Genomic DNA, 21,935 nt, shown 5'->3' with positions numbered 1-21,935 from the left:
TAAAATTTGATTTAAAAGGTAATATTTCTATAATTTTAATGGACAAGCTATTAAAATTATAGAAATCTGTGTTAAAGTTTGATTGCTATATAATAGAACAATTAACTTTTTATATAAAAAGAGTTCTGTAAGTAGGGACGGTTCATTATTTTTTGATATCAATTGCTAATAATTTTATAAATATATAATGAACCGTCCCTTATATTATATTAAAATTTATAAATATAAATAGTCGTATTATCCATCATTGAGATGAAAACTGTAAATGTAGAAGCCGTAATACTGATATTGAAAACATATGGTATAATTTTCATATAGAATCTGTTATATTAGCTAAATATAATTATTACAATAGTCTATAATTTAAAATAAATGTAGATATTTAATATAATTAAAGGCTAATTAAGTTTTACATAATAGTATAAATATAAGTAAATAAATATGCAGATGATTATTTATAGAGAATGATCATGCTAAAGAGTAAGGGTGAAATTATGAAAAATAATATATTAAGTGGAGTTCCGACTTTAGAAGAGGCAAAGTTAATTTTAAAAGAAGCAGAAAGTTTAAATCCAGGTCCATGGGTAGAACACTCTAAATATACTGGACAAGCTGCTAGATTAATAGCGGAGAATATAGAAGGTTTAAATTCAGAAGTTGCAGAAGTATTAGGAATGCTTCATGATATTGGAAGAAGAGTAGGGGTATATAAAATAAGACATAGTATAGACGGATATAATTACGCTATGGAAAAAGGATATAGTTCATTAGCAAGGATTTGCATTACACATTCTTTTCCTTATAAAAATATAAATATAATTTTGGATGAATGGGATAGTACTGAAGAGAATTTTAATTTTCTTAAAAAATATCTGGAAGAAGTAGAATTTGATGATTATGATAAATTAATACAGCTATGTGATGCATTAGCTTTGCCAAGTGGATTTTGTCTTTTAGAAAAGAGAATGGTTGATGTAGCTTTAAGATATGGGGTAAATGAACTTACAATACCAAAATGGAAAGCTACTTTTCAATTAAAAGATTATTTTGAAGAAAAAATGAAAAAATCCATTTATAATGTATTACCAGATGTAGTTGATAGTACATTTAAATAATGCTAAAAAATATGTAAATAAATTTTATGTTTATTTTAAGCTCTTAGGGACGGTTCATCAAAAAATATATTAAATAGATAAAAGATAATATATTAAAAAAAGAATGAACCGTCCCTTTGTATATTAAGGATATTATCATAAAATGATTATAAAAATTATTTAATAGAACTAATTAAAGAAATAGATCTCCATTAATTAAAAAAGAATAGGAGAAATTTTATGAATATAAAAGAGTTATTATTCAAAATAGAATATGATATTCTAAAAGGTAATGATAATGCAGAGGTATGCGAAATTGCATATGATTCAAGAAGAATTACAAAGAAAAATTCATTATTTGTATGTATAGAAGGGTTTAAAGAGGATGGTCATAAATTTATAGATGACGCTATTAAAAATGGTGCTACTTCTATATTAGTTGAAAAGGAAATAAAAATAAATTCTGAAGATGTAAATGTAATTAAGGTTAAAAATATAAGGAAAGTATTATCTAAAATATCAAGTATATTTTATGATGAGCCGTCAAAAGAATTAAATTTAGTTGGAATAACTGGTACTAATGGGAAGACTTCAGTATCTATTATGATTTCAAATATATTGGAAAATCTAGGTCATAAAGTTGGTACAATTGGTACTATCGATAATAGAATAGGAAATAAAATTTTAGAAGTAGAAAAGAATACACCTACAACACCAGAATCTTTAGAACTTCAAATGCTACTTAGAAAAATGGTAGAGGAGAAAGTTCAAGATGTAATTATGGAAGTATCCTCAATGGCATTAGAATTACATCGAGTAGATAATTGCATATTTGATATAGGGGTTTTTACAAATTTAAGCCAAGACCATTTAGATGACCATAAAACTATGGAAAATTATAAAAATGCAAAACTAAAGTTATTTACTAAATGTAAATATGCTATAGTAAATATAGATGATAGTACATCAAAAGATATAATAAATACTGCTACAGCTGAAATATTTACCTATGGAATTAATAATAGTGCAGATTTAATGGCAAAGGATATAAGTTTATCAGCTGATGGAGTAAGATTTAAAATAAGTTTTAATAAGGAAGAAAAAGATGTAGTTATTAAAATTCCAGGCTTATTTAGTGTTTATAATTCTTTAGCAGCTATTGCAGTTTGTCTTCATTTAGGATTAACAGTTGACGATATAATTTTAGCAATACAAGATATAAAAACTGTAAGGGGAAGGGCAGAAGCAATAAATACAGAAGAGAGATATACTGTAATTGTTGATTATGCACATAGTCCAGATGCATTAAAGAATATTTTAACTACTGTTAAGGGATTTGCAAAAGGTAAAGTTATTACAGTGTTTGGCTGTGGTGGTGATAGAGACAAAACCAAACGTCCTATAATGGGGAAAATAGCAGACGAAAATTCACAATTTTGTGTAATAACATCCGATAATCCTAGAACGGAAGAGCCATTACAAATTCTCTATAATATTGAAGAGGGAATAAAAGAAACTCAATGTTCATATGAAAAAATTTTAGATAGAAAAGAAGCTATACATTTTGCAATGGATAATGCAAAACCTGGAGATGTAATTGTTATAGCTGGAAAAGGTCATGAGACTTATCAAATTTTAAAGGATAGAACTATCAAATTTGATGATATGGAAGTAGTAAAAGAATATTTAAAAAAGAAAGTTGGTTTTAAATAAAAATTTAAAGCTAGGAAATTAGGGTTGGAAAAATATTTTATATAAATTAATATAGTAAGATGGGGAATTTAGGGTATGGGAGAGTTAAGAGTATTTATTAATAATAATCCAAAATTTAAAACTGCAATAGAAAGTATAGTAAAAAAAGAAGTTTGGGATATAGATAATAACCCATATATAAAAGTAAGTGGAGAAGACTTTCAAGATGGACAAAAGAATATCGAAGTATATTGTGATGATGAACTTTTAATAAAAAGTATTGTTTTAGTGAAAAAAAATACTTTTAATTTAAAAGTTGATTTAAAAGAAATATTTCAAAGTATGACTAACATTAAAGTAATTATAGATAGAGACGAATACAATATTCCAGTACAGTTAAAAAAACTTTATGGAAGAGTTACTTATTTTGATGGGACACCAGTAAAAAACCCAGTGATTTTGACCAATAATGATATTAAAGTTATAGGAAATGAAGAAGGATACTATGAATTATGTTTAGCTGAGAAAGAGGAGTATATAGCAATATTTAATAAAGATTATTCTAAAGAAGCCTTAGAATGCTGGCTATATGATGTTAATTTAATTGAAGATATAGAGTTAGACGTAAGAATAGATAAATTTGAAATTTATAGGTTGCACGGATGGTATGGTGAACATAGTGTTAATATACATTTTATTCCAATATCTTTAACAAAAGTATTAGAAAATATGAAGTATGTAATTAATGAATCGGATAAAAATAATAATATTTGGCCAAAAGTAAGTGAAGAAGATATAAAAATTTATATTGGCGATATGGAACAAAAAATAGTTGCATTTAGAGAAGTTGAAGACTTTTTATACTATGAAGATAAAGGAAAGATTAGTAGATCAGCCTATTTAATTAGTATTGCAAAAGAAACTATGATTAATGATGTTATAAAAGTTGTTATTAGTAATAAAACATTGAAAGATAATAAAGAAATAATCGAAAAAGGTGAAAGTTATTATTTTGGATTTTTAAGATAAAGAATATTTATTTAAAGAATCTAAGTTTATATAATTATTATAAAAAGCATAACTTTATGAAAAAAATTATAGTTTTAGGGGGAGTAACATATGGCTATAAGAGAAATCTTATTATTAGGTAATGAAAAATTATATCAAGTATCAAGTGAAGTAAGAGAAGAAGAATTAGAAGAAGTGAAAAAAATAGCTGAAGATTTGCACGATACTTTAATAGATTTTAGAAAAAAATATAAATGTGGAAGAGCAATAGCAGCACCACAAATTGATGTATTTAAAAGAATTATTTACATGTATATTGATAAACCAGTAGTATTTATTAATCCTAAACTGCAGTTTGTTGATGAAGAAAAATTTGAACTTTGGGATGATTGTATGAGTTTTCCAAAACTAAAGGTTAGAGTTTCAAGATATAAAAAATGTAAAATTTCTTATAAAGATTTATTATGGAATGATTGTGAAATGTTGCTTTCTGATGATTTATCAGAATTATTACAACATGAATATGATCATTTAGATGGGATACTAGCTGTACAAAGAGCAATTAATGATAAATCACTTAAGATAGAAATATAGATTATAGCATTAAAACACTTCACAGTTTAACATCACCCTTAACTGTGAACTGAGGATAAAAAATGAGATTAAGATTAATTATAAATTTTAATCTCATTTTTATAATGTTATAAATTATATTTTATTTTAGTTCCATTATAGTTTCTTTTTTACCTTGTAGATGATTTAAATACCTAGATAGCGTAAAGAAATAGTCAGATAATCTATTTATATATTTATAGCTATCTCCTACATTTATATTTCTCTCATGAATTAATTCAACGAAAGCTCTTTCAGCTCTTCTAGTTATAGCCCTTGCTACATGTGCATAAGTCCCTTCTGGAGAGCCGCTGTATAAAATAAAGTGAGTTTGTGGCGGCATTGAATTAGTCATTTTATCAATAGCTTCTTCAAGAGCAGTAACATCCTCTGATTTAATTTTAGGTTCTTTAAATTCTAAGGAGATTTCCACACCAGTTACATATAGTTTATGTTGAATTTCTTCTAAGAAAGTTGAAATTTCTTTTCTAGCAGAAGGTTTAATACCTTGATTTAAATAAAGTATAGAATTTAAATATCCTACATGACTATTTAATTCATCTATATGTCCTTGAACATCAATTAACAAGTCACATTTTAATAGTCTGTTTCCAGCTAGGTTAGAAGTTGAACCTTTGTCTCCACCTTTTGTATAAATACCCATAGTTATCACCTCTGAAATTATATATTTATATTATTAATCTATTTTAGTATGTATTTGATTATATCTTAATTATACACTAAATTGTAGAGGAGAGAAAGATTATTAGTTGATAAAGGTAATTAAGTAAGTTGAATGATTATTGCTAAATATTTTAAACAATCAATAGAATCTTAAAAAGGATTGGTATTTAAATACCAATCCTAGAGAATTATAAATTATTTATAATATATAAAATTTTATTACTTAATCTCAGTAAGCGTATTATTATAAAACGCTATATTGCTTTAATAGAAACAAGATTATAATAAGGCGAAAAGAAGTAATAAAGCAAGTAGGTCATCTTCTCCATTACCCCAATCATTACTCCAGTCGTCTCTTCTACAACATCTTCTACAACATCTTTCGCATCTTCTTTCACATCTTCTTCTGCACTCTCTTCTACATCTTCTTTCTCTATCCCAACAGTCGTTAGAACCAAAAGATCCAAATAAATCTTGATTACTCACAATTAATTACCCCCAACTAATTTATAATTATTATCTTTAATGTCAAATTTATCAATGGCTTGTCCATCTATAATTACTCCTATTTATAATATATAAATATTATCAAAAATTGTGATTAAGAAAGCATTATTATAAAAAATATATATAATAAAAAAACTAGATTAATATATAATTTTCTTGATTTCATAATGTATATATTAAAAGAGTAGATATATGATATTAATTAGAAAATAAATAGTTAAGATGTTATATAATGAAAAAAATACGATATAATCAACAAAAAGAAAGGATGTGATAAATTCATATCCTTTCTCTGTAAAAGGGGTTTAATTGTATGAATATTGTAATATTATAAATATTTAAGTAAATTTATAATATTGTTTCTCTATTAATTAATATTTATATTTTAGTAAAGTTAAATACAGTATAAATATAAGGTTATTGAAGTTTTAAATAAAAGTTATTACCTTTTATAGTAAAACCATTATTTTTATAAAAATTTATTCTATCATCATTAATATCTTCTTCAGAAATAGAATTATTTCTACTATAAAGCATTTGAGTTTTAAATTCCTTGCTTAAAGATAAATTTCCTTCTTTGAGTTTTTTATCTAATATATGGTTAAGCTCAGGAATTAAAGTTTTAATTAAATATTGAAGTGCAGTTGCACCTCTGTCTGAATCTTTTTCTTTTCCAATTTCTAAAGTTTTAAGCTCAAGTACAGAAGTAAAATTATTGCTATATCCTAAAGTCATTTGAAGATAATTACCTTTTTGTGATAGAGATTTATACTCACCATAAAAACCATAAATTTTAAAATTATTTGTAGTATAAGAAAAGTCTGGTGAATTTATATGGCAAAAAAAGGCTATAGGACTTCCCTTTTTATCTTTAGAGAAGTGAAAATACGGTCTTTCTACATTTGAGCAATTAATGTTACAATCCCTTAAAAATTTATTTAAATCCTTTACTACATTTATATATTTATTATAGTTTTTACAATTATTTTCTATATTTTGAATTATTTTATTGCTTATAAATAACTGCTCTATAATAGTATCTTCAGTAGGATAGTTGATATTTGCTAAATGAATACTATCTAAAATATCTTTAGACACAATCTCTTCTAAAGAAATATAAGAAAGATCACTACACAGTATTTCATGTATATATTTACAGTTTAAGCATAAATATTTAAATCTATTTAATTTAATAGAGGTTTCAATTTTTGCATTTTCTAATATTCTATTATATTCCTTTAAAGTGTCTAAGGTTTTTTCAGTATTATTTTTACTTATGACTGATAAAAATATATGTTTAAAAGAATACTTCATAAAAACGCTCCTTTCAAAATGGAGATATCGTTAGATTATATGAAGTATAAAGGCCTAATTATTCTTATTTTCAAATAAATTTTATAATCATAAATGTTAATTTCATAGAATATATTTATATATTAGAAATTTTATGGAGGAAATCAACTTGATTGTAAAGTTAAATGAAGGCCATAGTGAAAAATTAGAAGAGTTTCTAAACAAAAATAAAGAAATTAATGTTTGTATTATAGGATGCTTAGAAAAATTTGGTTTTGATGATAGGTTACAAGAGATATGGGCTGAATTTGATGAAAATTACAATTATATAGCTATACTATTAAAACATAATACTCAATTTTATTTTCACTCTATAATAGAAGATTACGATGCAGAAGGATTTTGTAAGATTATAAATGGCTATAAAGATAAAGAGCAGATTTGGGGAGAACTTATTTCTATAACTAAGTTATTATCTGTATTAACTTATGATAAAGTAAAGTTTAATCAATTTGCATATTTAGATAATTTATTATTAATAAAAGAAAATGTTTCAGTGATAAAAGCAAATCTGGAGGATGCAGAAGAAATTTATAGTCTTAGAAAGACCATAGAGGAATTTGATGATTTTAAAACATCACCTGCTAGTATTAAAGCAGCAATTAATAGCGGTTTTGGAAGAGTATATTGCATTAAAGAGAATAATAAAATTTTAGCTTCTGCAGCGACTACAGCAGAAAGTAAACAATTAGCAATGATAGTTTCTGTTATGACTCACAATAATCATAGGAATAAGGGATATGCAATGAGTTGTGTTTATAAGATATGTAGAGAGCTTATAGATGAAGGAAGGACTCCTTGCTTATTTTATGATAATCCTAAAGCAAAAAACATATATAAAAACTTAGGATTTGAGGATATAGCAGTATGGGTTATAGTTAATTTTTAAAAATATATTTATTGAGTAAACCACATTTTTCATTTTTTTATGAAAAATGTGGTTTTTGATGTTGACAAACCCAAAATTAACAAATATAATATAAATAGATGGTAATGATAATCATTTTCAGTTAAATGTGATTTTCGTAAAGGGAGTGTTATTATGAATAAAGTTTCAATAATTTATTGGAGTGGTACAGGAAATACAGAATCTATGGCTAACTTCATTGCAGAAGGTGCTAAAAGTGAAGGAGCAGAAGTTGAAGTAAAAGCTGTTTCAAATGCAGCTGCTAGTGATATAGATAGTGCAGACGTGATTGCTTTAGGATGCCCTTCAATGGGAGATGAAGTTTTAGAAGAATCAGAAATGGAACCTTTTATTGAATCAATAGAAACTGCTGTAAAAGGAAAAAAAATAGCCCTGTTTGGTTCATACGGATGGGGAGATGGAAAATGGATGAGAGACTGGGAAGAAAGAATGACTGGTTATGGTGCAATTGTGGTAAATGAAGGATTAATTGCTAACTATACACCAGATTCAGATAAAGAACAAGAGTGTTTAGAGCTTGGTAAAGAATTAGCAAAGTAGTTTTAACATCATCAAAATATTAAGGGAGTGATTACAGTGAAGTTAGCAGTTAAAGCTTTTAGAGAAAAAATAAATACTTTAAATGATGTGGAATATATGTTTAATGTGATAGCCTATAACATTGCCCCTACAATTAAAAGGCTTAAGGCTGCTACCACTGTAACCCTATGTAACCATGATAAAAACATGTGTAATAACTGGAAAAGTTATAAGCATGAATTATTAAATAGATTAAAGGTGAAAGCCTTTGAATTAAAAGAAACAAATAATGCAGTAGTAGTGCTGTTTTATAATGAAGAATTATTAAATAATAGATTACAAGATAAAAGAGTTACAAATTTTTTAGTACAGTTTGGTTATGAACCAAATATGTCTATAGATGAAAAGCTAGAAGTATTGAAAAAAAGATATGATGTTTCAATTTGTCCTCATGAAATGGGAATATTTTTAGGATTTCCACTACAGGATGTACAAACATTTATAGAAAGTCCACATAAGGAATGTTTACTTTGTGGATATTGGAAAGTGTATTATGATAAAGACTCTGCCTTACAAACTTTTAAATACTTTGATGAAGCAAAACTAGAAATAGTAAATAGCATTTGTCAGGGTAAAAAACTATTCGAGGCTATAGAAGTATTATCTATAGCCTCATAGGAAAATCGATAAAACAATCTTCTTTAAATATATAATATTTTTTAGTACATGATATACAAACAAACTTATAAAATCCACAGTTTTATCTAAAAATTAGTTAAAGCTGTGGATTTTATTTTAAATAAATTGAAAAATATAAATAGCTTTCAATATAAGATTTTATTTAGTAGGCTAAGCAACCATCTTTTGGATTTATATGAATTATAGAGGGAATTTGAAAAGTTTGTAGAAATATAATGTAAGTTTTATTAATTATATTTTCAATATAATTTAAATGGAAATTAAATAAATCTATAGCTAATTATATAAAAGTATATTAAGATGTATATCAATTAGTAGGGGTATAAAAGTGTAATGTAGGGAAATAATATGGTATTGCCTAAAGTTACTAATTATAGTTTAAAACAATAATCAATATATACAATAGCTATTCCTTTATAAAGCTAGTATGTACTTTATAATATAGTTAATTCTATTAAAGAATTTATAATAAATGTAAAGAAAAAGTAGATTTTGATATATTTAATAACTTTATAGAAAAAAGAACAGAAGTGAATTTATCTAAATTTTTTGATGAATAGATTTTTGAAATGAAATCCTTTAGATATGTTGCTGATGAATTAAAATTTAATGAAATTTTGAAAAAACATAATAAAAAGGTATAATAAAAGGCAAATTACATTTTAGTTGATATATAATAGAAAAATTTTCAATATATATTTAATTATTTTATATTGTAAAGTTTGATTGTGAGAATTAATTAAAGTAAGAAATAAATTTAAATTTCACATAGCTTTAAACATATCTGCCTAAAATGTGATTTTTACTAAATATATTAATAAAGATAGGTGATAATATGTCAAAGGAAAGAGCACAAGTAGTTATAATTGAAGAAGATAGCGTGTTACTTGGTATTGGTAAAATTAATGGGCAAATTAGACACTTTTTTATTAGTGGAAAAATACAGGAGGGAGAAACCCCAGAAGAAGCTGTAATTAGAGAACTGAGGGAGGAAGCTAATGTAGATGGGAAAATCATTTTTAATATAGTTGACAATACTTATTTAATAGATATAGGAAATCAAATTCCGATTTTAGGTTATATTTCTCAAGAAGAGGATGACTTGGAATTTCCGGAAAGGACATTAGAGGATATAAAGTATATTTCACTAGATGATTATGAAAGTTTTAAGGATATAGATATAAAATATTTTATTTTTCTAGAGAAGAAGTGTAAAGCCTTAAATTATTATCCAATATGGTATGAAAAATTAAGAAATTTAATTGAACATTATAAAAAATAGCTTAATTTTTAATGGTTAATATTTATTAAGAGATTAGAAATTATAAAGGGAATTAATTCTGAGAAATTAATTCTCTTTATTTTGTTACAATATTGTAAGATTGGACTTTTAAAATGTAAGTCTGATGAATGGACTAAAAAATACTATAAATATAAAATTATAGTAGAATATAAATGAGTAAATTTAATTTATATATGAGGCAAAGTTTTAGGAGGCAATGGAAATGAAAAGTACAAAAAAACTTGTATCTTTAGCAATAGCGTCAATGATAATATCAGGAATGCTAGTTGGATGTGGAAATATTACAGGAAGTAAAGCTGATAATTTTAACAGTTTTATAAATTATAAAATAGATGCAAATTTAAATGAAAAAGATCAAACTATAACAGCAAAACAAAATGTTAAATTTAAAAATGTATATAAAGATGAGTTAAAAGAGATATCATTTAATGTTTTTGCTGATGCTTATAATAAAAAAGAAACACAAACTGAAATGTTTAGAAATAGTAATGAAAAGATAGCAAAGGAGAATCCAGATAAAAAGCCGGAAGACTTTTTAGGGGGAATAGATATAAAATCTATTAAAAGCAGCGATGAAAAAGAATTAAAGTTCACAAAAGAAAATCAAGTATTAAAGGTAGAACTAGAAAAAGCATTGAAAAACTCAGAAGAAGTTTCTTTTGATATAGAGTTTGAGGTAAAAATTCCTTTTGGAATGAATAGATTGTCATATTACAATGATGTTTTTTCAGCAGTTCACTGGTATCCAGTAGTTGCAGTATATGACGAGAAAGAAAAGAAGTGGAATGAGATTCCTTATAGTAAAGATTTTGAGACAGACTATTTCGAGTCCTCAAATTATGAAGTGAATTTAAATGTCCCTAAAGATTTTAATGTAGGTATTACAGGAACTGAAACAGAAAAAATAGAAGGAGACAGAAAAATAGTTTCAGCTAAGGCTGAAAATACAAGAGAGTTTGTTTTCTTTGCTAGTAAAGATTACAAAAAAGCTAGTAAAACTAAAGATGGTATTACTGTAAATATTCATTATTTAAGTGAAGATGAGAAAAAGGATAAATTAATGAATGAATATATAGATGAAGCTTTTAACGCTATTGAGTTCTTTGGTAAGAAATTTGGTAAGTATCCATATAAGGAATTTGATGTATTTGAATCATATGTCGAAGGAGTTGCTATAGAATATACAGGAGCAATACAATTAGGAAGATTTAATGTAGATGGGAATGATCCTAAAAAGAATTCAGTATTTATTCATGAAATAGCTCACCAATGGTTCCATGGTATTATTGGAAATAATTCAGAGACAGAGTCTTTCTTAGATGAAGGCTTTGCAGACTTTTCAACATACTATTATTTAGATAAGACTCAAGGTAGTGAAAATGGCTTTGAAAGTATGTTACTTTATGAGAGTGGTCCAGCAAATAAAAAAATTACTTCTACTAATAAAGAAGTTGATGGAATGTCTAACCAAGTTTATTATGATAGAGGAAGAACAGCAATATATGAACTTTACAAAAAAGTTGGTGAAGAAAAATTTGATAAGCTTATGCAAACTTATTTCAATAAATATGAGTTTAAAAACGCTACTATAAAAGGATTAACAGAAACAATAGAAGAAGTTTGTGGTAAAGATGTGGCAGACCATTTTAATGATATAATAAACGATCCTAATTTTGATTTAAGTGATGAATATAAATTATCACCAGAAAGACAGGCAGAATTACAAGCTAAAAGTATAAAAGAATTATATGATAATTTATTTCAGATGGAAAGTACTCCAGAACTTTCTTTAGCTAGAATTATGCATAGAAGATTAAATGAAGAAAAAGTCACATTAGTAAAAGCAACAGACGTTTCAGAAAAAGAAAATATAGCACAAAATAAATTAATTGAAAAACTTACTTTACAATATGAAATGAATAATGTGAATTTTGAAGTTGTAGAAGATAATAAAGTTGATGATAATACGATAAAAAATAGTAACTTAATAATATTAGGAAATTCATGGAGTAACTCTTTTTATAAGAAAATAGAGAATAAAATAAATAAAAAAGTTACAAAAGAGGGCTTTACTTCAGATAAAAATGTAAAAAATGAAAATATATTTGGAGCATTTATAGATAAAAATCCTGAAAATGAAAAATACTTAGCAGAAGTAATTTTCTGGAATGGTGAAATATTAGATGATGAAAATTTTGAGAAGACTTCTCAAGATATAGTTACTAAAAGTACCTCATTTGGATCAAACTTTTATGAATATATTGTATACTCTAATAATGGAGAAAGATTACTAGATAAAAAAGAGAAAAATCCATATTCAGATTTCCTACAAATGGATTAGTTTAAATGGCGTAAGCAATGCTTACGTCATTTTTATAGTCTCTAAAATTATATTTATAGATTTGAGAAGTATTTACTTTATAAATAATAAGATTTAATTTAATATAAAAATAGTTAGAAAATACCCTTTATTAACTGTGAATTAGTTTACAATTTTACTATATAGGGTTACAATAGTTGAGGAAATATATTACAATTATATTATCTTAAATTCTATTAAGTTATATGAAGAAAATAACTAATTTTAAATGCCAAATATATTCTGTGTCAGAAAAGAAAAATATATTTTTTGAACTATTGGGTTCTCATAATGTATTATAATGAAAGCATACTGACACTAACTGATTTTTAAATATGACTTACATCGGAGGATTATATTTATGAATAATAAGGAGATTAAAGAAGAAGAAAAAACTATAAGCGAAATTGCTAATTATGAAATGCATACAATTTTTATATTAGTAATAGGGTTGTTTTTAGATGTAGTTTATAAGTTCTTTATATTACAAAAGCCATTTTATGAGTTTGCCATATCATTTTTTACTCTTGTAATAGGAATGTTATATCTTTCTATAAAGTTATGGGGAAACGGTATAATAATGAAAACCAAAAAAATAAATGAAGTTAAAAGGATAAAATTAAGCTTATTTAAAGAAAGTATAATCATAGGAATATTCATATCTATAATTACTTATGCAATTGCTAAAGATGGGTTTAGAATACTATATCCACAAGATCTTAGAATAAGTTTTGTGCTAACTTTTATTTTAGAATCATTTTTTGTGACAATAATAAGCTATTTTATAAAAATAATGATTGGTAAAGTCTTTAAGAAGACTTTAGAATAATAGATTATAAAATAGATTTAAAATGAATTTTAATAATTATTAATTTAATTATAGTTATAAGATGAAATTAAAAAATCGTGACTAAAAGTCACGATTTTTCAATATATATTTCTTAAATATATATTAAAATTTTATATTTTACGCTAGAATCACTTTATCTATATTGATCATGGTATTATCCTCTAATTTTACAGTAGAATTTAAGTACCAACAAAATGATTTTTTAAGTCCTTCTTCTAAATCAATTTTAGGAATATATATATTATCTTTTATAAGTTCAGTAATATCAAGCATATAATTTATATTCCTAAAAGGAAAATATGAACGAGGACTAAAAGGAAACTCTTCTGTATTTACTTCTCGTATTATAGGTGTTTTTCTCATTACTTTTCCACAAGTTTTTACTAGTTCTTTAAAGGTTATTATTCTAGGATGAGTAATATTATAAGCTTTTCCTACTACATTACTCTTCATAGCACTTTCAAAGGCTCTAACCAAATCATCAATATGGATAAATTGAGTTTTAACATTGCCATACGGTATAGGAATAGGTTCTTGATCTAAAATTTTATCAAAAAAATAAGCTTCTCTATATAAATTATTTTCTTCACCATAAATATATGTAGGCCTAAAAATTATAATAGGATAGTTATCTTTTTTAGATTTTTCTAACAAATAATCTTCTGCCAGTTTTTTATTTAACCCATAATCACCAAAATTTTTGTTTTCTCCTCTTTTAAAATCTTCGGAAATTAAGTCTTGATTTTCTTTATAAACAGCGCCTGAGGAACAAAAAATATATTTTTTTAGTTTACTACTATCTATAGTTTCTATTATATTTTCTACATCTTCTTTTGTATATCCACTTATATCTAATATATAATCATAGGTTTTTCCTAAAAGCACTTTTCTTAATTCATCAATATTTTTTCTGTCGCAAATTAAATGGTTTTTATATCCATGATAGTTTATTTTTCTAAGGCCTCTTGTAAGTATATCTATATTATAACCTTTGCATATTAAATGTTTACATAAGTTACTACTTACAAAGTTTGTACCTCCTAAAATTAAAACATTATACATTAATCTATCGCTCCTTAAATGTTTTCATTATGGACTAATAGTAATTTTATTATAAATATATTCTATGAATGTTACATAATTATGACAATCTAGTATTTTTACCATATTATAATTATGAATAGCTATAAGATAATTAGATAACACACTATCTTTGAATAGTTATTTTAGCTAAGAGTAATTAAACTATTGAATTAAGAAATTTTATTGTGATAAAATAAATACAGAATATTTTGAAAGGAGTGGTGTTTTATGAAAAAGAGAATTTTATTTGCAAAGTTAAATTTTAATAAAAACTACTCCAAGGTATGTATGGTTTCTTAGCATATTAAAAGTTTGAATCACTGAGAGATTTAAAAAAATTTTAATATTCTTATGTTGTGGTATGATATATACAATATTTATTTAGCTATACATTATAAATTTGAACAGTTCCCTGGAGTAGTTTATAACACTATTTCAGGGTATTTTTATACCCAAAGTTAAAATTTGGGAGGAAATAAATGAATTATAAAAGATTATATGACTTAGGGCTAAATGAAGAACTAATAAAAGAGATAGAAGAAAAATATAGTGATTTTTATATAGGAAGAGTTGCTTTTGAAAGTAAGGGATTATATAAGGTTATAACGGAAGAAAATACAGTTATAGCTAAAGTTTTAGGAAAATTAATTTATAACTCTAATGGAAGGACTGATTATCCAGCAGTAGGAGATTGGGTTGTATTAGATAGAGATACTGATAAGAATGGAGAAGCCATTATTTATGGTATACTAAGTCGAAAAAGTAAATTTTCAAGGAAGGTTCCAGATAGAAAAATAGAAGAGCAAATAGTAGCAGTAAATATAGATTATGTGTTTATTTGTATGTCACTTAATAATGATTTTAATATAAGAAAGTTAGAAAGATATATTTCTGTAGCCTATGATAGTGGTGCAGGAGTAGTGGTTATACTTACAAAAGCAGATTTATGTGATAATGTAGAGGAAAAGCTCTTAGAAGTATCATCAGTAGCTTTAGGAACAGATACTATAGTTATAAGTTCAATTTTAAATTTAGGAATAGAAGAGGTTAAAAAGTACGTTAAAAAAGGTAAAACTGTTGCTTTTTTAGGTTCTTCAGGAGTAGGGAAATCTACTTTAATAAATAGCTTATTAGGTGATGAAAAGCTAAAGACTAGTGATATTAGAGAAGGCGACGACAAAGGAAGGCATACTACAACTCATAGAGAATTGATATTGCTTCCTAATGGAGGAGTAGTAATAGATACTCCCGGAATGAGAGAGCTTCAAATCTATGATTCTTCTCAAGGGGTTAGTATTAGTTTTAGTGATATAGAGGAGTTAGCAGCAAAGTGCAAATTTTCAGACTGTAATCATGATACCGAGCCAGGATGCCAAATTAGAAAAGCTTTAGAGGACGGAAGCTTAACTATTGAGAGATTTAATAGTTATTTAAAATTAAAAAGAGAAGCGGAGTTTATGGAAAGAAAGGTAAAAAGATCTGAAGCATTAAATTATAAGAAAAATATGATTAAGGCAAGTAAAAAGTTTTATAATGAAAAAAGAAAACACTAATAGTTATAATTATAAATTTTAGGCATCTGCAAAGAAAATGAAAAACTAAAGATTCTAAATTAATGGAGGAGAAAATGGAAACTTTATATACAGCATATTATCAATCTCCTATAGGAGTTATATCAGTTCAGGGAAATGAGGAAGGTATAATATATATAAACTTTTTAGATGAAAGTAGAGAAGATGATGAAAACTTATCTGAAGTAATGTTAGAATGTTTAACTCAATTAGATGAATATTTTAGTGGCAAGAGAAAGGACTTTAAATTAAAACTAATAGTTAATGGTACAGAATTTCAAAAAAAAGTATGGACTGCTTTAACTACTGTTAGTTATGGAACTACTGCTTCCTATAAAGATATAGCAGAAAAAATAGATAACCCTAAAGCAGTAAGAGCTGTAGGAGGAGCAAATAATAAAAATCCTCATAGTATAATTGTTCCATGCCATAGAATAATTGGAAGTAACGGCAATTTAGTTGGATATGGTGGAGAACTTTGGAGGAAACAGTGGCTTTTAGATTTTGAAAAGAAAAATCTTTAGTATTAAATGACCAAATTAATGATATAATAATAGTGTAAATATTTATGAAATTTCGGAGGTAATATCTAAAATGAGAATTTCTGTTTTTAACTAACCAAATTTAATATTTTCTAAAAGAATAATTTATAAAAGTACCTTGGGTATCTTTTTTTAGATGCCTTAAATAAGGGGTTATTTATTATGTATTCTTTTAGGTTAGGTTGTTAAGAACAGAGGTTTATAATGATTTTAAGAATATTATGCTCTAAATTTAAAATTTATTAAAGCATAATAAGTCATAAGTAGACGTATGTTTATTTATGACTTTTTTTATTTCTAAATGAAGAAAAATATATTTATATTTGAGTAAGAATGATTTTTATTAATAATTAACTTAATAAAAGTTTATTATTAGTATGTATTAATTATAGATTTAGAATTAAAAACAAGATGTTCTTAATAGCCAAAGATAAAGCATCTTTTGAAGATGTATAGCTTTGAGGAGGAATATTTATGTTGTTATCTTTTAAAAATATAAAAAAAGATTTTGATAATGTAGAAGTATTAAAAGATGTTAGTTTAGATATAAAGAAAAATAAAATATTAGGGATTGTAGGAAGAAACGGTGCAGGAAAGAGCACTTTAGTTGATATTATTTTTGGACTATCAGAAAAAGATGAGGGAAAGATACTTTTTCACCAGCTAGAAATTAAAGCAGCTTATCTTAGACAGAATGGTTCTTATGAACTTAATATATTATGTAAGACAAATAGTAGAAATGATAAAGATATAACTTTAAATTATAGTATGCTTAAATATACTAGTGAATTGGGACTTGAAAAATTTTATACTTGGGATAATGTTAGGCTTGACAATTTAAGTGGGGGAGAGAGAACTAAAGTATCTTTAGCTAATATTTGGAATTTTAAGCCACAGCTTTTAATTTTAGATGAACCTACAAATAATATGGATTTCAAAGGAGTTAACTGGCTTTTAAGTGAACTTGAAAAATTTAATGGATCAGTAATTATCATATCTCATGATAGATACTTTTTAGATAAAGCTGTGGATGAAATTCTAGAAATAGAAGATGGAAAGTCTATAATTTTTCAGGGGAACTATAGTTTCTACAAGGAAGAAAAAGAACGTAGATTTAAGGCACAACTTAAACAGTATAAGGAAGAACAAAGTTATAGAGAAAAGATTGAGGAAGATATTGATAATTTAAAGAATTGGTCAGAAAAGGCTCATAGAGAATCTAGAAAAAAAGCACTTGCAACGGGAAATAAGATGGGAGGAAAAGAGTATTTTAGAGTTAAAGCTAAAAAGAAAGATGTGCAAGTTAAATCTAAAATTAAAAAATTAGAAAAATTAAAAGTAGACGGTGTGGAAAAACCTAAAGAAGATAAAAAAATATATTTTGAATTTAACTCTAATGCAAAAGGAGGAAAGAGACTTTTAGAATTTAAAAATGTAAGCAAGGCTTTTGAGAAAAATGTATTATTTAATAATTCTAGCTTTTATATTAATAGAGGAGAAAAGATAGGAATTTTTGGTGAAAATGGCACCGGTAAAAGTACTCTTATAAAAATAATAATTGGTGAAGAAAAGTTAAATAACGGAGAAATGTGGATTAGCGACTCACTTGAAATTGCATATTTAAGCCAAAATGTAGTAGATTTAGATATTGAAATTACTCCCTTAGAATTAATAGGTGAACTTCCCAGAGAAGATATGGGGAAGGTAAGAACTATGTTATTTAATATGGGTTTAAGTAATAGAATTTTAGATACAAAAATAAAATATTTAAGCTTTGGGGAGAAAATGAAAGTAAAGCTAGCGGGATTTATATTGAAAAATTATCCATTAATTATTTTAGATGAACCGGAAAATCATATTGATCTACTAAGTAGAGAGCAATTAGAAGAAGCATTGATAAATTATGAAGGTACAATAATAATTGTTTCTCATGATAGATATATGATGGAAAGAGTTTGTAATAAGATAATAGTAATTGAAAATAAAATGATTAAAAGATATGAGAAAAACATTAGAGATATAAATTTAAGAAAAAATAATAATGACTTATCTGAAGATAAATTAAAAGCAAATCTTATGGTAATTGAAAATAAAATTGCTGAAGTGTTAGGAAAATTAAGTATGATTGCAAATAAAGATGAAAAATATTTAGAACTGGAACAACAGTTTAATATTCTTCTAAAGGAAAAATCTATATTAACGGATAGAATTAAAAGTAAATAATTATAGTTAAAGAGCATGAAAATAGTGATAGATTTTAATTAAAATCTATCACTATTTTATGTATTAAGGCTAAAAGGGTTTTAGGTTATATTAAAAGAGTATTATAAGTTAATAGAATAGATATGAATTAAATATTAAAAATTTTAAAATTATTATAGTTAGAAAAAAATATTTTTAAAGCTCTAGAACATATTAGTATATTGACTAGCTATTTTTGAAAAAAATTTATATAAAATTAAAAATCTATGGAGTTTAGTGGTAAATATAAAAATTACTATTAGATTCTTTTTTTTGTTTATTAGAATAATTTATGAGATTTTACATTTTTACGTTAATTACTATTAGTTACATATATGTATATAATATGATTTTTATTTTTTGTTTGTATACAATTACATGAACTTTTCTCTAAAAAAGTTATAAAATTGACGTGTTTTTTGTCAAAAAAGGTTGATTTTTAAAAACTATGAGTGTATTATAATACAATACTGACTAGTCAGTACAATAAACTACGGAGAGGTGATTGCATGAAAGTTACAGAGGTAACTAAAAGAGATCTTAACAAAATAAACAAGAATGTCTTTAAAATTTTAGTAGCCTTAGGAATTTGTGTTATTCCTGTTATTTATGGATTTACTTATTTAGCTGGATCATGGGATCCATATAATAATTTAGATAAAATGAAGGTTGCTGTAGTAAATGAAGACAATGGTTATATGAGAGAAGATAAAAGATATAATTTTGGACAAGATTTAATTGACAAGCTAAATGAAGATAAAAATTTAGATTGGCAGTTTGTATCTTTAGAAGAAGCAAATAAAGGTATGGAAGATAAAAAATATTATGCTATGATTCAAATACCTGAAAACTTCTCAAAAGACATGTTTACTCCCATTGACAGCAAAGAAGTGAAAGAACCAGTAATATATTTTACTTCTAATAAGAAAAAAGGATATGTTTCAAATAAAACAGTAGATGTGGCAATGGACACAGTACAAAAGAATTTGAATCAATCCGTATCTCTTAAGGCTACTGCTAGAGTTGTAGATAAAGTATATGACACTAAAGACAAATTGATAAAAGCAGTTGACGGTAGCAAAGAATTAAATAAGGGAATGGAAGGCCTTAATGAAGGAGTTAAGAAGATAAAAGATGGTACAGATCTTTTAACAGGAAAAGTTCCTGAAGTAAAAGAAGGGGTAGAAAATTTATATAATGGTGTAGTTCTTATAGATGACAACATTGCTATGCTAAATAAGAAATTTAAAAATGTAGAATATATGTTAAATGAAAATTTAGATTCAATAGATAAAGCAAGTTTAGATAAATTAATAAATGATGCTTATCAACTTGAAAATGGATTAGCACAAATTGATATGGAAAAAATAAATGCTACATTATCAAATCCAATGATTCAAAAAATGTTAAGTGACCCGGAAGAATTGCAAAGTGAAGTTAATGAATTAAATAATAAAATTGATAAGATTTTAGCTATAACTAACAGTTCAGAAGTTGCTAATGCTATGCAAACTCTTTCTTCAGTAGGAGAAAAGTTAAATCAAATACAATCTTCAGGAATATTAAATCAAACAGCAGCAATAGCAAATAATAAAGATGGATTACTAAAACTGATAGGATCACTTCAAGCAAATGGAGCTATAACAGAAGAACAAGGAAAATTACTTATGGGTTCTGTTATGGTAACTAGTACTGTTAATAATGAAGCAGGTAATTTAGAATCAATTTCAAAGACAATTAATGGATTGAATATCAATCCTCAAGATATACAAAAAATAAATGATACATTGGTAAATGCTAAAGGTTCACTTAATGCTATAGCACCAATGTTATCACCAGAAAACATGAGTAATTTATCAGCTGTAAAATCTTTAATACCACAAGTTAATGAAATAAAATCAGATATTGAAAAGAACCAAGGAAATATACAAGCTGCAAAACATGCAGTAGCACAAGGTAAAGAATATTTAGCACTATTACCAAGTTTGTCAGAAAAACTTGATATGTTTAGTGAAGGATCTAATAAATTAAGAACAGGTGTTGAATCAATGTATAATAAGATTCCTTCAGCACTAGAAAGTGTAAATAAATTATCAGGGGGAACATCTGAGCTATATGATGGATCAACAAAAATTAAAGATGGATCTAAAAAACTAGCTACTGAGTTAGAAGATGGTGTAAAAGAGTCTGATAAAGTTTTAATTCATAATAGCGAAGAACTTTCAAAATTTATGGAAGAACCAGCAAAGGTAGAGAAAACATTCTTAGGAAATGTTGAAACTTATGGTGAAGGATTAGCACCATATTTAATTCCATTATCATTATGGGTAGGAGCGTTAGTTAGTTTCTTCTTAGTAAAAGAGAAAGTAGATGAAGATTTAAAAGGTACTAGTAAAGTATCAATAGTTTTAGGAAAATTTATGTCCTATGCTTTAATAGGTATAGTACAGTCAGTAATACTTAGTACAATGCTTTTAGTGCTAGGAATAAGACCAGATAATATAGCTTTATACTATTCCTTAAATGCCTTACTTTCATTAACATTTATGGCAGCACTTCAATTCTTAATATTTACATTTGGAGATATAGGAAAATTTTTAGGTATAGTAGCCTTAGTTGTGCAATTAGTAAGTTGTTCAGGAACATTTGCTGTTGAAACTTTACCAAAGATATTTTCAGTAATACATCCATTTGTACCATTCACTTATGCTGTTGATTTATTAAGAGAAGTATTAGCAGGACCAAATATGAGTATAGTTATTAAAGATTCACTTATCTTAGGAGCATTTTTAATTGGATTTATTCTGCTAACAATAATCTTTAAAGATAAATTAAGTGAAAAAGTAAAAGATGGGGTTGAAGAAGCTTTAATGGATTAGTACTTATGTAG

At 25.6% G+C, this 21,935-nt stretch carries 18 protein-coding genes; 14 read left to right on the top strand and 4 right to left on the bottom strand.

Annotation, left to right across the window (positions count from 1 at the left end):
* Nucleotides 1-470: 470 nt before the first annotated feature.
* The 4 genes from ACY1IQ_RS12330 to ACY1IQ_RS12315 all read left to right on the top strand — a co-directional run bounded on the left by ACY1IQ_RS12330 (nucleotide 471) and on the right by ACY1IQ_RS12315 (nucleotide 4,388).
* A complete protein-coding gene (locus tag ACY1IQ_RS12330) occupies nucleotides 471-1,115 on the top strand; it encodes an HD domain-containing protein (protein WP_461614207.1) in 645 nt (214 codons plus the stop codon).
* Nucleotides 1,116-1,334: 219 nt separating this feature from the next.
* The gene (locus ACY1IQ_RS12325; RefSeq protein ID WP_461614206.1) at nucleotides 1,335-2,807 is read left to right on the top strand and encodes a UDP-N-acetylmuramoyl-L-alanyl-D-glutamate--2,6-diaminopimelate ligase; all 1,473 of its coding nucleotides are present in this window, start codon (nucleotides 1,335-1,337) and stop codon (nucleotides 2,805-2,807) included.
* Between the two features lie 75 nt (nucleotides 2,808-2,882).
* Nucleotides 2,883-3,815: a hypothetical protein gene (locus ACY1IQ_RS12320; RefSeq protein WP_461614205.1), complete on the top strand. Its 933-nt coding sequence runs from the start codon at nucleotides 2,883-2,885 to the stop codon at nucleotides 3,813-3,815.
* Nucleotides 3,816-3,905: 90 nt separating this feature from the next.
* Nucleotides 3,906-4,388, top strand: coding sequence for a peptide deformylase (locus ACY1IQ_RS12315; protein WP_461614204.1), 483 nt, complete (start codon nucleotides 3,906-3,908; stop codon nucleotides 4,386-4,388).
* 121 nt (nucleotides 4,389-4,509) lie between these two features.
* Here the strand turns inward: ACY1IQ_RS12315 and ACY1IQ_RS12310 are convergent, their stop codons facing one another.
* From ACY1IQ_RS12310 to ACY1IQ_RS12300, 3 genes are all read right to left on the bottom strand, one after another.
* Nucleotides 4,510-5,070, bottom strand: coding sequence for a cob(I)yrinic acid a,c-diamide adenosyltransferase (locus ACY1IQ_RS12310; protein ID WP_461614203.1), 561 nt, complete (start codon nucleotides 5,068-5,070; stop codon nucleotides 4,510-4,512).
* A gap of 299 nt (nucleotides 5,071-5,369) precedes the next feature.
* A complete protein-coding gene (locus ACY1IQ_RS12305; protein ID WP_461614202.1) occupies nucleotides 5,370-5,576 on the bottom strand; it encodes a hypothetical protein in 207 nt (68 codons plus the stop codon).
* A 438-nt stretch (nucleotides 5,577-6,014) separates the two neighbouring features.
* Nucleotides 6,015-6,911: a hypothetical protein gene (locus tag ACY1IQ_RS12300; protein WP_461614201.1), complete on the bottom strand. Its 897-nt coding sequence runs from the start codon at nucleotides 6,909-6,911 to the stop codon at nucleotides 6,015-6,017.
* Between the two features lie 148 nt (nucleotides 6,912-7,059).
* Here ACY1IQ_RS12300 and ACY1IQ_RS12295 point away from each other — a divergent pair, with 148 nt between their 5' ends.
* The 6 genes from ACY1IQ_RS12295 (at nucleotide 7,060) to ACY1IQ_RS12270 (ending at nucleotide 13,587) form a co-directional block, all read left to right on the top strand.
* Entirely contained in the window at nucleotides 7,060-7,839 is a 780-nt protein-coding gene (locus ACY1IQ_RS12295; protein ID WP_461614200.1) for a GNAT family N-acetyltransferase, read from the top strand.
* Nucleotides 7,840-7,992: 153 nt separating this feature from the next.
* Nucleotides 7,993-8,418 carry a flavodoxin gene (locus tag ACY1IQ_RS12290; protein WP_461614199.1) on the top strand — a complete coding sequence of 142 codons (426 nt, stop codon included), beginning with the start codon at nucleotides 7,993-7,995 and terminating at the stop codon, nucleotides 8,416-8,418.
* A 36-nt stretch (nucleotides 8,419-8,454) separates the two neighbouring features.
* Nucleotides 8,455-9,075, top strand: coding sequence for a DUF3793 family protein (locus tag ACY1IQ_RS12285; protein ID WP_461614198.1), 621 nt, complete (start codon nucleotides 8,455-8,457; stop codon nucleotides 9,073-9,075).
* Between the two features lie 856 nt (nucleotides 9,076-9,931).
* The gene (locus tag ACY1IQ_RS12280) at nucleotides 9,932-10,378 is read left to right on the top strand and encodes an NUDIX domain-containing protein (protein ID WP_461614197.1); all 447 of its coding nucleotides are present in this window, start codon (nucleotides 9,932-9,934) and stop codon (nucleotides 10,376-10,378) included.
* Between the two features lie 223 nt (nucleotides 10,379-10,601).
* Nucleotides 10,602-12,740 carry a M1 family metallopeptidase gene (locus tag ACY1IQ_RS12275; protein ID WP_461614196.1) on the top strand — a complete coding sequence of 713 codons (2,139 nt, stop codon included), beginning with the start codon at nucleotides 10,602-10,604 and terminating at the stop codon, nucleotides 12,738-12,740.
* A gap of 379 nt (nucleotides 12,741-13,119) precedes the next feature.
* Entirely contained in the window at nucleotides 13,120-13,587 is a 468-nt protein-coding gene (locus tag ACY1IQ_RS12270) for a hypothetical protein (RefSeq protein WP_461614195.1), read from the top strand.
* 138 nt (nucleotides 13,588-13,725) lie between these two features.
* Here the strand turns inward: ACY1IQ_RS12270 and ACY1IQ_RS12265 are convergent, their stop codons facing one another.
* Nucleotides 13,726-14,670, bottom strand: a complete 945-nt coding sequence (locus ACY1IQ_RS12265; protein ID WP_461614194.1) for an NAD-dependent epimerase/dehydratase family protein — start codon at nucleotides 14,668-14,670, stop codon at nucleotides 13,726-13,728.
* Between the two features lie 500 nt (nucleotides 14,671-15,170).
* Here ACY1IQ_RS12265 and rsgA point away from each other — a divergent pair, with 500 nt between their 5' ends.
* The 4 genes from rsgA to ACY1IQ_RS12245 all read left to right on the top strand — a co-directional run bounded on the left by rsgA (nucleotide 15,171) and on the right by ACY1IQ_RS12245 (nucleotide 21,924).
* Entirely contained in the window at nucleotides 15,171-16,244 is a 1,074-nt protein-coding gene (gene rsgA, locus ACY1IQ_RS12260; protein ID WP_461614193.1) for a ribosome small subunit-dependent GTPase A, read from the top strand.
* A gap of 74 nt (nucleotides 16,245-16,318) precedes the next feature.
* Nucleotides 16,319-16,786: a methylated-DNA--[protein]-cysteine S-methyltransferase gene (locus ACY1IQ_RS12255; protein ID WP_461614192.1), complete on the top strand. Its 468-nt coding sequence runs from the start codon at nucleotides 16,319-16,321 to the stop codon at nucleotides 16,784-16,786.
* A 492-nt stretch (nucleotides 16,787-17,278) separates the two neighbouring features.
* On the top strand, nucleotides 17,279-19,027 hold the full coding sequence (gene abc-f, locus ACY1IQ_RS12250; protein ID WP_461614191.1) for a ribosomal protection-like ABC-F family protein: 1,749 nt from the start codon (nucleotides 17,279-17,281) through the stop codon (nucleotides 19,025-19,027).
* Nucleotides 19,028-19,554: 527 nt separating this feature from the next.
* The gene (locus ACY1IQ_RS12245) at nucleotides 19,555-21,924 is read left to right on the top strand and encodes a YhgE/Pip domain-containing protein (RefSeq protein WP_461614190.1); all 2,370 of its coding nucleotides are present in this window, start codon (nucleotides 19,555-19,557) and stop codon (nucleotides 21,922-21,924) included.
* The last annotated feature ends 11 nt before the right edge of the window (nucleotides 21,925-21,935 follow it).

The organism is Clostridium sp. Marseille-QA1073 (assembly GCF_054863625.1).
The sequence above is the reverse complement of the archived record's forward strand: the minus strand, read 5'-3'. Positions and strand labels throughout refer to the sequence as shown.